Below are 14,567 nucleotides of genomic sequence, written 5' to 3' on the forward strand. Positions count from 1 at the left end.
GGCGTGCCTCCTAGTAGATCGCGGGCTCGGGGACAGGCGCGCCGAACTCGGTGCGCAGGAAGTCGAAGTCGCAGCCCTCGTTCGCCTGCTGGATGTGCTTCGTGAACATGAAGCCGTAGCCGCGCTCGTAGCGGGGCTCGGGCGCCTTCCAGGCGGCGCGGCGGGCGGCCAGCTCCTCCTCGGACACGTCCATGTTGATGGTGCGGGCGTCCACGTCGATCGTGACCATGTCGCCGTTCTTCAGCAGGGCGAGCGGGCCGCCGACCCAGGATTCCGGCGCGACGTGCAGCACGCAGGCGCCGTAGGAGGTGCCCGACATGCGGGCATCGGACATGCGGAGCATGTCGCGATGCCCCTCCTTCAGCAGCTTCTTCGGCATGGGCAGCATGCCCCATTCCGGCATCCCCGGCCCGCCCTGCGGCCCGGCGTTGCGGAGCACCATCACGTGGTCCGCGGTGATGTCCCAGTCCTCGTTGTCCACTGCCTTCTTCATCTCGGGGTAGCTGTCGAAGACGACGGCGGGGCCCGTGTGCTTCAGGAACTTCTGGTCCATCGCGGCGGGCTTGATGACGCAGCCATCGGGCGCGAGGTTGCCCTTCAGCACGGCCAGCGAACCCTCCCCGTAGATCGGGTTCTCGGTGCTGCGGATCACGTCGTCGTTGAAGACGCGGGCGCCCTCGATGTTCTCGCCGATGGTCTTGCCGGTGACGGTGACGCAGGAGAGGTCGAGGTGCTCGCGGATGCGGCCCATCAGGCCCTTGATGCCGCCGGCGTAGAAGAAGTCCTCCATCAGGTACTGGTTACCGGAGGGGCGGACATTGCCGATCACCGGCACCTTGCGGGAATAGCGCTCGAAGTCGTCCAGGCCGATGTCCTGGCCGGCGCGGCGGGCCATCGCGATCAGGTGGATGATGGCGTTGGTGGAGCAGCCCATCGCCATGGCGACGGCGATCGCGTTGCCATAGGCCGCCTTCGTCTGGATCTTCCGCGGCGTCAGGTCCTCCCAGACCATCTCGACGATGCGGCGGCCGGATTCAGAGGCCAGCCGGATATGCCCCGCATCGGCGGCGGGGACGGAAGAGCCACCGGGCAGGACCATGCCCACCGCCTCCGCGATGGCGGTCATGGTGCTGGCGGTGCCCATGGTCATGCAGGTGCCGTAGGAGCGGGCGATGCCGCCCTCCACGCCCAGCCAGTCCTGGTCGGTGATCTTCCCGGCGCGCAGCTCGTCCCAGTACTTCCACGCGTCGGAGCCGGAGCCGAGCGTCTTGCCCTGCCAGTTGCCGCGCAGCATCGGGCCGGCGGGCAGGAAGATCGCGGGGATGTTCATGCTGGTCGCGCCCAGCAGCAAGCCGGGGGTGGACTTGTCACAGCCGCCCATCAGCACAGCGCCGTCCACGGGGTGGGAGCGCAGCAGCTCCTCCGTCTCCATGGCGAGCATGTTGCGGTACATCATGGTGGTCGGCTTGACGTAGCTCTCGCTCACCGAGATGGCGGGCAGCTCCACCGGGAAGCCGCCGGCCATCAGGATGCCGCGCTTCACGTCGTCCACCCGGCTCTTGAAGTGCATGTGGCAGGGCTGGAGGTCGGACCAGGTGTTCACGATCGCGATGACCGGCCGCCCCGTCCACTCCTCTGGCGCGTAGCCCATCTGCATGGCGCGGGAGCGGTGGCCGAAGGAGCGGAGGTCGGCGGGGCCGAACCAGCGGGCGGAGCGGAACTCGGCGGCGGTCTTCCGGCTAGGGGCGGAGTCGCCGTGGCCGGCCTCCAGCCCCTGGGGAGGCAGGTTGGGATCAGGCATGCGTTTCCTCCAGGGCTCAGGACGTCGGGGGGCAGGACACCACCTCTCGGCAGGGGGCGCAACGGCCGGGCGGGGTGGCGGAGAGCGGCCGGCGCGAGGATGCTGGCGCGTCCGAAACGGCCGAAAGGAAGCCCATGACGACCGGGCGACGCTCCCTCCCCCCTGGCTTGCTGCTGGGTCTCGCCCTCTTCGCCGTGGCCACGCCCCGGGATGCGCAGGCCCAGGGCGGCGCGCCGGGCGTCTGCACCGCGGACCAACGGCAGGTCGTGCGGGAGGCCTTCGAGGAGGCGGAGCGCCGCACGCGGGATGCGATCGACTTCCTGAACACCCGGCCGCTCGATCCCCATGTCCGCACCTGGTTTGGCGAGGGCAAGCGCCGGGTCGTGCACAAGCGACTGCGGCTGATCCTGGTCGGGCTGCGGCTGGACACCCGGCCGCCGATGGGCTGCGACGCCACCGCCACGCGCTGCCGCACGGCCTTCGCGACCGCCAACCGGAGGACGCGCGAGATCAACTTCTGCCCGGCCTTCTTCCGCAGCCGCACGGCCGGCCGGGACGCGCGCTTCGGCGTGGTGGTGCACGAGGTGTCCCACCTCACGGCGGGCACGGGAGACGTGGCCTATGGGCCGAACGCCTCCCGCCAGCTGGCGCGGGAGCGGCCGGAGCGGGCGGTCGCGAATGCCGATAACTACGAGTACTTCGTGGAGCTGCTGCCGCGCTGAGGGGCCGGTCCGGATCTTGCCTCCATCGCCACGCCACGGGAACCTTCCGGCGCGGCGAGAGGAGACCCCGTCTTGGACCAATTCTTCCGGCTGACCGAGAACGGCACGACGATCCGCACGGAAATCCTGGCGGGCCTGACCACCTTCCTGACGATGGCCTACATCGTCGCGGTGAACCCGGGGATGATGGCGGCCGCAGGAATCGACCAGGGCGCGGCCTTCGTGGCCACCTGCCTCGCGGCGGCGATCGGATCGGCGCTGATGGCCTTCCTAGCGAACTACCCCATCGCGCTCGCGCCGGGGATGGGGCTGAACGCCTTCTTCGCCTTCGCCGTGGTCGGCGGCATGGGCATCTCCTGGCAGGTGGCGCTGGGGGCGGTGTTCCTCTCGGGCGTGATCTTCTTCCTCGTGTCGCTCGTCGGGTTCCGGGAGTGGCTGATCAATGGCATCCCGCTCTCCCTCAAGCTCGGGATCGCGGCGGGGATCGGCCTCTTCCTCGGGCTGATCGGGCTGAAGAACCTCGGGCTGGTGGTGGCGCATCCCGCGACCTTCGTGGCGATGGGGCCGATCGCCTCCGCGCCGGTGCTGCTGGGCTGCGCGGGCTTCGTGCTGATCGCGGGGCTGGTGGCGCGGAACATGCCAGGAGCGATTGTGATCGGCATCCTGGTGACGGCTCTGGCGGGAATCCCCTTCGGGCTGACGCGGTTCACCGGGATCGTCTCCGTCCCGCCCTCCCTCGCGCCCACCTTCCTGCAGATGGACATCGCCGGCGCCCTCTCACTGGGGGTCGCCAGCATCGTCTTCACCTTCTTCATGGTGGACCTGCTGGACAATGCGGGCACGCTGATCGCCACCACGCACCGGGCCGGGCTGATGCGGCCGGACGGTTCGGTCCCGCGGCTCGGGCGGGCGCTGATGGCCGACAGCGGCGGCGCAATGATCGGCGCGACGCTCGGCACCTCCACGACCGTCAGCTACATCGAGAGCGCGGCGGGCATCCAGGCCGGCGGGCGGACGGGGCTCACCGCGCTGACGGTCGCGGTGCTTTTCCTGCTGGCGCTGTTCCTGGCCCCGCTGGCGACCTCGATCCCGGCCTTCGCGACGGCGCCGGCCCTGATCTTCGTCGCTTGCCTCATGGCGCACTCCCTGAAGGACCTGGCGTGGGAGGACTCGACCGAGTACCTGCCGGCCATCCTCGGCGCCATCGCGATGCCCTTCACCTTCTCCATCGCGACGGGGATCGGGCTGGGCTTCATCGCCTTTGCGGCCATCAAGACCGTGGCCGGACGCGCGGGCGAGGTGCACGGGGCGGTCTGGCTGATCGCCGCTCTCTCCGCGATCAAGTTCGCGCTGGGCTGACCGCCCGGGCGGTGCGCCCCGATCCCCTTCGTCTCAGCGCCGGGCGGTGGGGTCCACCCCGGCGCGGCGCAGTTCCTCCTCCAGACGGCCGGTGAGGAACAGCCAGGCCATCCGAAGGTCGGAGCCGAGCGACCAGAGCGGGTGGCTGAAGGTGGCGGGCCGGTTCCGCTCGATCGTCATGTGGCTGACCCAGGCGAAGAGGTAGCCGGAGACGATCCCCGCGGGCATCAGCCACCACCGCATCGTCACGAGCCCGGCCAGGAACAGGCCGATCCCCAGCAGCGTACCCAGCACATGGACGCGCCGGGTCAGCGGGTCCGCGTGCTCCCGAAGGTAATAGGGCCAGAACTCCTCGTACGTCGCGATGCGCTGGGCCATGGCGGGGTCAGAGGCTCAGGGGGCGCTTGTACTTGCCGGCCACCGTTCCGGGATCGATCACCCCGCCCGCCAGCATCATGGACCAGTAGCCGATATCGGCGGTGTGCACGATCGTGTTCTCCAGGCTGCGCACCAGCAGCTCACCCTCTCCGGAGTGGGCGGCGGCGATATGCGCCACGGCCTCCGGCAGGCCGACCATCAGGCAGAGATGGGCGCCGTAGGCCGGATGCCGCATGGAAGGAAGGCCGTTGGCGCGCGGCGCGCCCTCCCACCGCTTGCGGTTCTCCGGGTCGAATTCCCAGGGCTTGCCAACGTCGTGACAGAGCCCGCCCGCCACCACGATGTCCCGGTCCACGGTCAGGTCGGGGTTGGAGGCGGCCAGCTCGTCGGCCATCACGATGGCCAGCCGCGTAACGCCGCGAATGTGGTCCGTCTGGTCACCGCGGATCCGCCGCATGGAGCCCGGGTTGCCCTCCGGCGGGATCTCCTTGATCGAATTGTAGCTGCTGCGCGCGAGGGCGAGGCACCAGGCGCTGACGACCCTCTCCTGAAGGTCGGGGTCTCGGATCTCCGCCACCTCTGGCAGCTCGGCCCGCACCTGCTCCCGCAGGGCCGGCGTCAGCCGCGCCATCACCGCGTCGCTTTCCCTCGCGAACATGCTCTCACTCCGCCGTGGCGCCGGAGGACCGGACCACCGGCACCCATTGCGCAATCTGCTCGTCCCAGAACCGCTCCAGCTCGGCGGCCGTCGATCCGGCCGTGTCCACGCCGAGCTCGCGTAGACGCCCACCCAGGGCCTCGGACGACACGGCCTCCCGCGCCGCGCGCTCCAGCCGGGCCAGGATGGCGGGGGGCGTTCCGGCCACGCCGTAGACGGCGTGCCAGTTGTAGGTCTCGAAGCCCGGCAGGCCGGCCTCGGCCGCGGTCGGCACCTCCGGCAGGGCCGGGCTGCGCGCGCGGGTGGAGATGGCCAGCGCCCGGAGCGTGCCGTCCCGCACGAAGGGCAGGTCCGTCGGCATGGTGTCCACCATGAAGTCCACCACGCCCGCCACCAGGTCGTTGAGGGCCGGACCGGCGCCCCGGTATGGCACGTGCGTCGCGTTCACCCCGGCCTGGGTGCAGAGCATGTGCGCGGACAGATGAAGGATCGTGCCAGCGCCGGAGGAGGCATAGGTGTGTCGTCCGGGATTCGCGCGCAGCAGCGCGAGGAATTCCGCCAGGGTCCGGGCCGGGAAGCGCGCCCCCACGACGACGAGGTTCGGCACCGTCCCCACGAGAGAGACCGGCGCGAAGGCGCGCCGCGTGTCGAAGGGCATGGAGCGGTAGAGCGCGGCGTTGAGCACCGCCGAGGACAGGGTGTGGAAGACGATCGTGTGCCCGTCCGGCGCCGCCTTGGCGACGAGATCGGAGCCGATCACGCCGCCGCTGCCGCCCCGGTTGTCCACCACGACCGGCTGCCGGAGGTTGTCGGACATGCCCTGCGCCACCAGCCGCGCGACGAGGTCCGCCGCGCCACCGGCCGCGAAGGGCACGACCATGCGGATGGGCCGGTCCGGGAAGCGGCCGGCGTCCTGGGCCGCGGCGGGCCGTAACAGCCCTGCCGCCAGCGCCGCAGCGGTTGATCGTCGCGTCCAGCGCATCGCGAACGTCCCCTTCCCGGCCACACAACCACCCGCCGGACGGGCTGTCCAGCGCGTCAGACCGCCGCCTGGGCGGCGTGGAGCCGCCCATAGGCGCCGCCGGCCGTGACGAGTTCGGCGTGACGTCCCTGCTCCACAATGCCGCCGGCATCCACCACCACGATGCGGTCGGCGTCCCGGATCGTCGCCAGCCGGTGGGCGATGACGAGCGTGGTCCGGCCCAGGGACAGCTCCGCGAGGGAAGCCTGGATCGCCCGCTCCGTCTCGGTGTCCAGGGCGCTCGTCGCCTCGTCGAGGATGAGGATGGGCGGGTTGCGCAGGAAGATGCGGGCGATGGCCAGGCGCTGCTTCTGCCCGCCGGAGAGCTTCACGCCGCGCTCCCCGACCACCGTGTCCAGCCCATCCGGCAGCGCCGCGATCACCGCGTCCAGCCGGGCGCGGCGCGCCGCATCCTCGATCTCCGCGTCGGACGCGCCGAGGCGGCCATAGGCGATGTTCTCCCGCATCGTGCCACCGAAGAGGAACACGTCCTGCTGCACGATCCCGATATTCCCGCGCAGGGAGGCGAGGGTCATGTCGCGGATGTCCAATCCGTCCACGGTGATCCGCCCCTCCGTCACCTCGTAGAAGCGGGGCAGCAGGGAGAGGAGCGTCGTCTTGCCCGCGCCGGAGGGGCCGACGAAGGCGACCGTCTCGCCCGCTCGGATCGTCAGCGCCACCCCGCGCAGCACCGGCCGGTCCGGCGCGTAGCCGAAGGCGACCCCATCGTAGCGGATCTCGCCGCGCAGGCGTCCGACTGAGCGGGCGTCGGGGCGGTCCACGATGTCCGGCTCGGTCGCGAGGAGCTCGAGGTAGCGGCGGAAGCCGGCGATGCCCTTCGGATAGGTCTCGATGACCGCGTTGATCTTCTCCACCGGGCGGAAGGAGACGTTGATGAGCAGGAGGAAGCCGACGAAGCCGCCCGCCGTCAGCTCCCCGCGCAGGACGAGCCAGGCGCCGGCCACCATGACCACCATCTGCGTCAGTCGCATCCCCAGGTAGTTGAGGGAGATGCTGGCGGCCATGATCCGGTAGGCGTCGAGCTTCGTTCGGCGGTAGCGCTGGTTGTCCTCGGCGAAGAGATCCCTCTCATGCGCCTCGTTCGCGAAGGCCTGGACGACGCGGATGCCGCCGACATTCTCCTCGATCCGGGCATTGAAGCGGCCGACGCGGCCGAAGAGGGCGCGCCAGTTCTCGGTCATCCGCGTGCCGTAGCGGGCGGTGATGAAAACCGTGAGGGGCAGGACCAGCATGGCCAGCAGGGCGAGGTTCGGGCTGACCATCCACATCAGGGCGAAGGCGCCCAGGAAGGTCATGACCGCGATGAAGAGGTCCTCCGGCCCGTGATGGGCCACCTCCCCGATCTCCTCCAGGTCCTTTGTCAGGCGGCCGACTAGGTGGCCCGTTTTCTGGTTATCGTAGAAGGAGAAGGAGAGCTTCTGGAGATGCGCGAAAGCCCGGCGTCGCATCTCCGTCTCGATGTTGATGCCGAGCATGTGGCCCCAGTAAGTCACGACCGCCATCAGGACGGTGTTCAGGAGGTAGGCCGCGAGGAGCGCGGCGGCGGCCAGCACGATCAGCCCAGAGTCGCCGCCCGGGAGCAGGCGATCCACGAAGGCCTGCACGGCGACCGGAAAGCCGAGTTCGAGTACCCCGGACAGCACGGCGCAGCCGAAATCGAGCAGGAAGAGCCGCCGATGCGGGCGATAGTAGGTGAGGAAGGACCGGAGCATGCGCTGGCCCTTATCACGGCCCGCGGCGCCACGCCCGCCCCGAGGCGGCGCCGGCCTTCATTCGCCGCGGTGATCCAGCGCCGGCAGTTCGGTCCGCCATGCCAGAAGGAGCCGGCATGGTGGCGCTTATTGCGGTCAATGCCGGAGCTTCGCTCCGTTAGGGCGCGCCGGGCGCATCGACGGCCGGTTGGACGGAGATTGCCGGGCCCTTCCCCGCGCCATAGCCTGCGCCGCCTTGAAGGGGGAAATGGATGAGGATCGCCGTGCTGCCGGGGGACGATATCGGCCCCGAGATCACCGCGGCCGCGCTGCGCGTGCTGCGGGCGGCCGATGCCCGCTACGCCCTCGGGCTGGAGTTCGACGAGCACGAGGTCGGCATGGCGGCGCATCGCCGCCTTGGCACCACCCTGCCCGAGGCCGCGATGGAGGCGGTGCGTCGGGCGGACGGCATCCTCCTCGGCCCGGGCGGCATGACGCTCTACCCGCCGGTGTCGGAGGGCGGGATCAACATTCCCGGCACCATCCGCAAGAAGCTGGAGCTCTACGCCAACATCCGCCCGGCCCGCTCCCGTCCCGGCGTGCCAAAGGCGCATCCGGGCCTGGATTGCGTCATCGTCCGGGAGAACACGGAGGGCTTCTACGCGGACCGCTCTCTCTTCCAGGGCTATGGCGAGTTCATGCCGACGCCCGACGTCGCGATGTCCGTGCGCCTGATCACCGCTCGCGCCTCCCGCCGCATCGCGGAGGCCGCTTTCCGCATCGCCGCCACCCGCCGCAAGCACGTCACCATGGTCGGCAAGCGACACGTGCTGCAGGTCACGGACGGGCTCTTCATGCGGGAGGTGAACGCGGTCGCGGAGCAGCACCCGGACATTACGCTCCGCGAGATCGACGTGGATGCGATGGCCGCCGAGATCTACACGCGCCCGGAGGCCTTCGACGTCATCCTGACGACGAACATGTTCGGCGACATCCTGTCGAACCTGGCGAATGCACTTGCGGGAAGTCTCGGCATCGCGTCGGCGCTGAACCTCGGGGAAGGACACGCGGCCGCCAATGCGGGCCACGGGTCGGCGCCCGACATCGCCGGGCGGGGCATCGCGAATCCGCTCGGCCTTATCCTCTCCGCCGCGCTCCTGCTGGAGCATCTCGGGACGAAGGGCGGCAGCAATGCCTTTGCAGCGGCAGCGGAGGCGGTGAACCGGGCGGTGGATCGCGCGGTGGCCCGGCCGGAGACCCGCACGGGCGACATGGGCGGGACGGCCGGCACGGAGGCGGTGGCGGACGCGCTCTGCCGCTTCATCGAGGACGCGCCGGGCTGACCGCCCTTCGCGCCGGGGAGGAACGAGAATGAACAGAACGACCCGCCGCGCTCTCGTGGGCGCGGCGCTGGCCCTGCCGGCGATCCGCGCCTCGGCCCAGGGCGCCTGGCCGAACCGGCCGTTGCGGGTGATCGTCCCCTACCCGCCCGGCGGCGGGTCGGACACGGTGGCCCGGCTCATCTACCCGCGCGTGTCGGCGCGGCTCGGGCAGCCGATCGTCATTGAGAACCGCGGCGGTGCCACCGGCTCGATCGGGGAGGCCGCGCTCGCCCGCACCGACCCGGATGGCTACACCTTCATGCACGATGCGGGCGCGGTCGTGGTGAACCCGGCGCTGTTCCGCAACCTGCCCTTCGACCCGATCCGCGACTTCCAGCCGGTCACGCTGGCGGTCACCTTCCCGAACCTGTTGCTGGCGCATCCCTCGGTCCAGGCGCGGACGGTCGCCGACGTGATCGCCATGGCGAAGGCGGCGCCGGGCAACGTGGCCTGGGCGTCCTCGGGCAACGGCTCGAACCAGCACCTGTCATTGGCGCTGTTCACGCGGGCGGCGGGGATCTCTGTGAACCACGTGCCCTATCGCGGCGGCGGGCCGGCGGTGGCGGACGTGATCGCGGGCCAGGTGCCCTTCGTCTTCGGAAGCGCGAGCGGCACGACCACCCATGTGCAGGCAGGGACAGTGCGCGCTCTCGGCCACACTGGGACCGGGCGCCTGCCGGCGCTGCCGGACGTGCCGGCCATCGCCGAAACCCTGCCGGGCTACGAGGCCGTGGACTGGCAGGGCGTTTTCGTCCGGCGCGGCACGCCGATGGAGATCGTGGAACGCCTCTCCGCCGAGATCGGCGCGGTGCTGCGGGACCCCGAGGTCGCGGCCCGGCTGATCGGGACCGCCGCCCAGCCCAGCCCCATGAGCCCCGCGGAGTTCGAGCGCTTCGTCCAGGCCGAGTCCAACAAATGGGGGACGGTGGTGCGGGAAGCGGATATCCGGCTGGAATAACGGCCGGCCACCGGCCTACGGCCCCGTTGCTCCGTAGAGCGGCGGGAGTCCTGGCTGGCAGCGCGCCGGTGATCCCGCCTCGGCCATTCGCGCCGTCTCTTCGCCGCGGATGACCTTGGTGCAACCGGGGCCGGACGTGCCACCTTCCCCTCCGATGCGACTCCCCGCCGCCTTCGTCCCCCTCCGTCACCCGGTCTTCCGGATGCTCTGGGTCGCCACGCTGGTGAGCAACATCGGGGGTTGGGTGCAGAGCACGGCGGCGGGATGGGTGATGACCTCCCTCTCCCCCTCCCCGCTCATGGTCAGCCTCGTGCAGGTGGCCTCGCTTCTGCCGGTGTTCCTGCTCGCCCTGCCCGCGGGGGCGCTGGCGGATATCGTGGACCGGCGGCGCTTCCTCCTGGGGACGCAGGTCTGGGTCTGTGCGGTGGCCTGCCTGCTCTGCGTCCTGACCTCCCTCGGGGCGCTGGGCCCCTGGGGGCTGCTGGCGCTGACCTTCCTGATTGGGGTGGGCGCCGCCGCGAACTTCCCGGCCTGGGCCGCGACCACGCCGGAACTGGTGCCACGCGCGGACCTCGCCCAGGCGATCGTCCTGAACGGCATGGCCTTCAATCTCGCGCGCGCCGTCGGGCCGGCCTTCGGCGGGCTGCTGATCGGCTGGGTCGGAGCCGGAGCGGCCTTCGCCTTCAACGCCCTGTCCTTCCTCGTGCTCATCGCGGCAATCCTCGCCTGGAAGCGGGCGCCCCGATCCGACGCGCTGCCCAGCGAGGGACTGCTCGACGCCATGCGGGCCGGGCTCCGCTATGTCGCGGCCAGTCCGGCCATGCGCGGCGTGATCGTCCGAGGGGTGGTCGCCTTCTTCTCGGCCTCGGCGGTGTGGGGGTTGCTGCCGCTCCTCGTGCGGCAGCGTCTGGGGCTCGGGCCGGAAGCCTTCGGGCTGCTGCTCGGCTGCATGGGCATCGGCGCGGTCTCCGCGGGCTTCGCCCTGCCGGGGCTGCGGGCGCGCGTCTCGCCCTCCGCCATGGTGGTCTGGGGCAGCATCGCCTGCGGGGCCTCGATCATCCTTCTGGGCCTGTCCACGCATTGGCTGCCGGCGGTTCTGGCGATGCTGGCCTATGGCGCGTCCTGGCTGGCGGTGGCGAGCACCCTATCGGCCGCGGCGCAGATGGCGGCCCGCCCCTGGGTGCGGGCGCGGGCCATCGGGCTGTTCCAGGTCGCAACCTTCGGCGGCCTGGCGGCGGGCTCCGCCACCGGCGGAGTGCTGGGGAGCGCCTACGGCATTCCCGTCGCACTGACCGCCTTCGGGATCGCCTGCGCCGTCCTGTCGGTTCTCGTCCGGCACCTGCCGCTGGAGGCACCACCGGCCGTCCCCGACTCCGGCACGGCGGCGCGGGCTGAGCCGATGCCGGCCGCCGCCTCGCCTGACCTGCTCGCGCTGTTCGACGAGTCGCGAGACCGCGTGCTGGAAAGCGTGCGCTACGAGGTGCCCGCCGCCGACCGCGCCGCCTTCCTGTCCGCCATGGCCGAGGTGCGGGGCGTGCGTCTCCGCGCCGGCGCGCTTCTCTGGCGACTGTACGAGGATGTGGCCCGGCCGGAGCGCTATCTGGAGATCTGGGCCGTTCCCTCCTGGACGGATCACCTGCGGGAACAGGGGAGGCTCAGCGAGGCCGACCATGCCGCCCTGATCCGCGCCGCCGCCTTCCATCGGGCCGAACCGGGGCCGCAGGCCGAACGCTTCCTGCAAGTGCCGCTGGCCCTGGCCTGAGCGGCGCGACCGTCATGCGCCGCCCTCATGCCCGATGGGCTGCAACCTTCCGCACCCCTCCCACATTGGGCTTGCCGAACCCGGGCGAAGTGCCGGGCCGCAACCTTCCACCGAGAGAGGAGCCATCATGGCCCGAGCCGCGAGCGACAAGCCCCGGAACCAGACCCGAAACGACACCCCCGGCAACGCGAAGGCCGAGAGCGTGGCTGTGCTGAACGCCGTGCTGGCCGACATGATCGACGTGACCAACGCCACGCGCCAGGCGCACTGGAACGTCAAGGGCAGCCACTTCTACGGCCTGCACCTGATGTTCGAGAAGTTCTACGACATGCTCGGTGAGCAGACGGACGAGCTGGCCGAGCGCGCGGTGCAGCTGGGTGGCATCCCGGACGGCACCACCCAGGCCGTGGGCGCGAAGACCCGCATCTCCCCTTATCCCGCGGACACGCTGGACGGGCTGGACCACTGCAAGCAGCTAGCCGATCGCTATGCGCAGCTCGCCCACAACCTGCGCGAGGGCATCGACAAGACGGACGAGGCCGGGGACGCCGACACGGCCGACCTGATCACCGACGTGTCCCGCGAGGTGGACAAGGCCCTGTGGATGATCGAGGCCCACCTGCAGGGCAAGGATTGAGCCTCTTCCGCCGGCCCTTCCCGCGGGGCGGGGCCCGGCGCTAGACCTGACCCTGGCCGCTGGGGGGCGGCCGGGGGACTTCTCAGGTTATGAATGATTATTTTCAACGGCTTATGCCGTTCCGGGCCCGCTTGCCCCTCGGTCAGTTCGTGGTTGCAACCCCGGCCGGGGAGGACTAAGTGTGACTGAGGACCCGGAACAGAGCATGAACGACCTCTTCAACCGCAACCAGCGCGGCCCGGCCAACGCCTCGTATTCCGCGGCCGACATCGAGGTCCTGGAAGGGCTGGAGCCCGTCCGCCGCCGCCCCGGCATGTACATCGGCGGCACGGACGAGAACGCGCTGCACCATCTGGCGTCCGAGATCATCGACAACGCGATGGACGAGGCGGTGGCCGGCCATGCTGACCGGATTGAGGTGACGCTGGAGCCGGGCAACTGGCTCTCTGTGCGCGACAACGGCCGCGGCATCCCGGTGGACCCGCACCCGAAGTTCCCGAAGCTCTCGGCGCTGGAGGTCATCTTCACGACCCTGCACTCGGGTGGAAAGTTCTCGGGCAAGGCGTACGAGACCTCCGGCGGTCTGCACGGCGTGGGGTCGTCCGTGGTGAACGCGCTGTCCGAGCGCATGGAGGTGGAGGTCGCGAAGGACCGCACCTTATTCACCCAGGCCTATTCGCGCGGCAAGCCGCTCGGGAAGCTGAAGAACGCGGGCCCCGTGCACAACCGCCGCGGCACGACGATCCGGTTCCACCCGGACCCCGACATCTTCGGGAAGCTGATCTTCTCGCCGGCCCGGCTGTACCGCTTCTGCCGATCCAAGGCCTATCTTTACAAAGGCGTGGAGATCCGCTGGTCGTGCGATCCGGCGCTGATCAAGGACGATACGCCCGCCTCCGCCAGCCTGCATTTTCCCGGAGGCCTGACCGACTACCTGGCCGCCGCGGTGGAGGGAAAGCCGACCGTCGTCCCCGCCCCCTGGGCCGGCGAGGTGAGCTTCCCCGGCGGCGCCGGCCGCGCCGAATGGGCCGCGACCTGGCTGGAGGGCGGCGAGGGCTTTGTCAGCACCTACGCCAACACCATTCCGACGCCGCAAGGCGGCACGCATGAGACGGGCTTCCGCAACGCCCTGGTGAAGGGCCTGCGTGCCTACGGCGAGCTGAAGAAGGAGAAGCGCGCCGCCAACGTGACGGCGGAGGACCTGTTCGGCGGACTCGCCGGGATGCTCTCCGTCTTCATTCGCGATCCGCAGTTCCAGGGGCAGACCAAGGACAAGCTGACCAGCGCGGAGGCCGCGCGCCTCGTCGAGGGCGGTCTGCGCGATCATTTCGATCACTGGCTGACCGGCGACACGCGCACGGCCGATAACCTCCTCGCCTGGGCGATCGAGCGCGCCGAGGACCGCATTCGCCGGCGCGAGCAGAAGGACACGCCGCGCAAGACGGCAACCCGCAAGCTGCGCCTGCCCGGCAAGCTGGCCGACTGCTCCAGCGAGAACGCGGCGAGCACCGAGATCTTCCTCGTCGAGGGCGATTCGGCCGGCGGATCCGCGAAGCAGGCGCGCAGCCGCGAGACCCAGGCAGTGCTGCCGCTGCGCGGCAAGATCCTGAATGTGGCCTCGGCCAGCACGGAGAAGCTGCGCGCGAACCAGGAGCTCCGGGACCTTGTGGAGGCGCTGGGCTGCGGCATCGGCGACCGGTTCGACCTCGCTCGGCTGCGCTACGGCCGCATTATCATCATGACGGATGCGGACGTGGACGGCGCCCACATCGCCGCCCTGCTGATGACCTTCTTCTACAAGGAGCTGCCCGCCCTGGTGCGGGAGGGGCGCGTCTTTCTCGCGCAGCCGCCGCTGTACCGCCTGCAGCACGGCGGCAAGTCGGTCTATGCGCGGGATGACGCGGACCGCGAGCGCATCCTGAAGCGCGAGTTCAAGGCGAACCAGAAGGTCGAGGTCAGCCGCTTCAAAGGCCTGGGCGAGATGCCGCCCATGTCGCTGAAGGAGACCACCATGGACCCGCGCAAGCGCACACTGCTCCGGGTCGTGCTGCCGCAGGAGGAGCGGGCCCAGACCGCCGAGCTGATCGAAGCCCTGATGGGCCGCAAGCCCGAGCTGCGCTTCAAGTTCATCCAGGAGAACGCGGGTAAGCTGGACGAGGCAGAGGTGGACGTCTGAG

At 70.5% G+C, this 14,567-nt stretch carries 12 protein-coding genes; 7 read left to right on the top strand and 5 right to left on the bottom strand.

From position 1 onward, the window contains the following. Positions 1 to 10: 10 nt before the first annotated feature. Positions 11 to 1,801 (bottom strand): L-arabinonate dehydratase, encoded by a 1,791-nt coding sequence (gene araD, locus ACP6CK_RS06325; RefSeq protein WP_426958034.1) that lies wholly within the window; start codon positions 1,799 to 1,801, stop codon positions 11 to 13. A 134-nt stretch (positions 1,802 to 1,935) separates the two neighbouring features. On the opposite strand from araD, the gene ACP6CK_RS06330 reads away from it, so the two are divergent. After that, entirely contained in the window at positions 1,936 to 2,523 is a 588-nt protein-coding gene (locus ACP6CK_RS06330; protein WP_426958035.1) for a M35 family metallo-endopeptidase, read from the top strand. A 72-nt stretch (positions 2,524 to 2,595) separates the two neighbouring features. Continuing rightward, complete coding sequence (locus ACP6CK_RS06335) at positions 2,596 to 3,882, top strand: NCS2 family permease (RefSeq protein ID WP_426958036.1); 1,287 nt, start codon at positions 2,596 to 2,598, stop codon at positions 3,880 to 3,882. Positions 3,883 to 3,915: 33 nt separating this feature from the next. Here the strand turns inward: ACP6CK_RS06335 and ACP6CK_RS06340 are convergent, their stop codons facing one another. The 4 genes from ACP6CK_RS06340 to ACP6CK_RS06355 are packed head-to-tail and all read right to left on the bottom strand — an operon-like array spanning position 3,916 to position 7,672. Beyond that, a complete protein-coding gene (locus ACP6CK_RS06340) occupies positions 3,916 to 4,260 on the bottom strand; it encodes an Mpo1-like protein (RefSeq protein ID WP_426958037.1) in 345 nt (114 codons plus the stop codon). Between the two features lie 7 nt (positions 4,261 to 4,267). Continuing rightward, complete coding sequence (locus ACP6CK_RS06345) at positions 4,268 to 4,918, bottom strand: HD domain-containing protein (protein ID WP_426958038.1); 651 nt, start codon at positions 4,916 to 4,918, stop codon at positions 4,268 to 4,270. A gap of 4 nt (positions 4,919 to 4,922) precedes the next feature. Then, positions 4,923 to 5,900: a tripartite tricarboxylate transporter substrate binding protein gene (locus ACP6CK_RS06350; RefSeq protein ID WP_426958039.1), complete on the bottom strand. Its 978-nt coding sequence runs from the start codon at positions 5,898 to 5,900 to the stop codon at positions 4,923 to 4,925. Between the two features lie 56 nt (positions 5,901 to 5,956). Continuing rightward, the gene (locus ACP6CK_RS06355) at positions 5,957 to 7,672 is read right to left on the bottom strand and encodes an ABC transporter ATP-binding protein (protein ID WP_426958040.1); all 1,716 of its coding nucleotides are present in this window, start codon (positions 7,670 to 7,672) and stop codon (positions 5,957 to 5,959) included. Between the two features lie 251 nt (positions 7,673 to 7,923). On the opposite strand from ACP6CK_RS06355, the gene ACP6CK_RS06360 reads away from it, so the two are divergent. The 5 genes from ACP6CK_RS06360 to parE all read left to right on the top strand — a co-directional run bounded on the left by ACP6CK_RS06360 (position 7,924) and on the right by parE (position 14,566). After that, complete coding sequence (locus ACP6CK_RS06360) at positions 7,924 to 8,994, top strand: isocitrate/isopropylmalate dehydrogenase family protein (protein WP_426958041.1); 1,071 nt, start codon at positions 7,924 to 7,926, stop codon at positions 8,992 to 8,994. Positions 8,995 to 9,022: 28 nt separating this feature from the next. Further along, positions 9,023 to 9,991 (top strand): Bug family tripartite tricarboxylate transporter substrate binding protein, encoded by a 969-nt coding sequence (locus ACP6CK_RS06365; RefSeq protein ID WP_426958042.1) that lies wholly within the window; start codon positions 9,023 to 9,025, stop codon positions 9,989 to 9,991. Between the two features lie 154 nt (positions 9,992 to 10,145). After that, entirely contained in the window at positions 10,146 to 11,753 is a 1,608-nt protein-coding gene (locus ACP6CK_RS06370; RefSeq protein WP_426958043.1) for an MFS transporter, read from the top strand. A 127-nt stretch (positions 11,754 to 11,880) separates the two neighbouring features. Further along, a complete protein-coding gene (dps, locus tag ACP6CK_RS06375) occupies positions 11,881 to 12,390 on the top strand; it encodes a DNA starvation/stationary phase protection protein Dps (RefSeq protein ID WP_426958044.1) in 510 nt (169 codons plus the stop codon). Positions 12,391 to 12,595: 205 nt separating this feature from the next. After that, a complete protein-coding gene (gene parE / locus ACP6CK_RS06380; RefSeq protein WP_426958045.1) occupies positions 12,596 to 14,566 on the top strand; it encodes a DNA topoisomerase IV subunit B in 1,971 nt (656 codons plus the stop codon). The last annotated feature ends 1 nt before the right edge of the window (position 14,567 follow it).

Source organism: Muricoccus radiodurans (assembly GCF_050154705.1).
Lineage (GTDB): Bacteria > Pseudomonadota > Alphaproteobacteria > Acetobacterales > Acetobacteraceae > Roseomonas > Roseomonas radiodurans.

What these genes read in the sequence shown, in the direction of transcription:
- ACP6CK_RS06365 (WP_426958042.1), top strand. Translation starts at nt 9,023, where the DNA reads ATGAACAGAACGACCCGCCGCGCTCTCGTGGGCGCGGCGCTGGCCCTG.
- dps (WP_426958044.1), top strand. Translation starts at nt 11,881, where the DNA reads ATGGCCCGAGCCGCGAGCGACAAGCCCCGGAACCAGACCCGAAACGAC.
- ACP6CK_RS06345 (WP_426958038.1), bottom strand. Translation starts at nt 4,918, where the DNA reads ATGTTCGCGAGGGAAAGCGACGCGGTGATGGCGCGGCTGACGCCGGCC.
- ACP6CK_RS06340 (WP_426958037.1), bottom strand. Translation starts at nt 4,260, where the DNA reads ATGGCCCAGCGCATCGCGACGTACGAGGAGTTCTGGCCCTATTACCTT.
- araD (WP_426958034.1), bottom strand. Translation starts at nt 1,801, where the DNA reads ATGCCTGATCCCAACCTGCCTCCCCAGGGGCTGGAGGCCGGCCACGGC.
- ACP6CK_RS06350 (WP_426958039.1), bottom strand. Translation starts at nt 5,900, where the DNA reads ATGCGCTGGACGCGACGATCAACCGCTGCGGCGCTGGCGGCAGGGCTG.
- ACP6CK_RS06360 (WP_426958041.1), top strand. Translation starts at nt 7,924, where the DNA reads ATGAGGATCGCCGTGCTGCCGGGGGACGATATCGGCCCCGAGATCACC.
- parE (WP_426958045.1), top strand. Translation starts at nt 12,596, where the DNA reads ATGAACGACCTCTTCAACCGCAACCAGCGCGGCCCGGCCAACGCCTCG.
- ACP6CK_RS06355 (WP_426958040.1), bottom strand. Translation starts at nt 7,672, where the DNA reads ATGCTCCGGTCCTTCCTCACCTACTATCGCCCGCATCGGCGGCTCTTC.
- ACP6CK_RS06370 (WP_426958043.1), top strand. Translation starts at nt 10,146, where the DNA reads ATGCGACTCCCCGCCGCCTTCGTCCCCCTCCGTCACCCGGTCTTCCGG.
- ACP6CK_RS06330 (WP_426958035.1), top strand. Translation starts at nt 1,936, where the DNA reads ATGACGACCGGGCGACGCTCCCTCCCCCCTGGCTTGCTGCTGGGTCTC.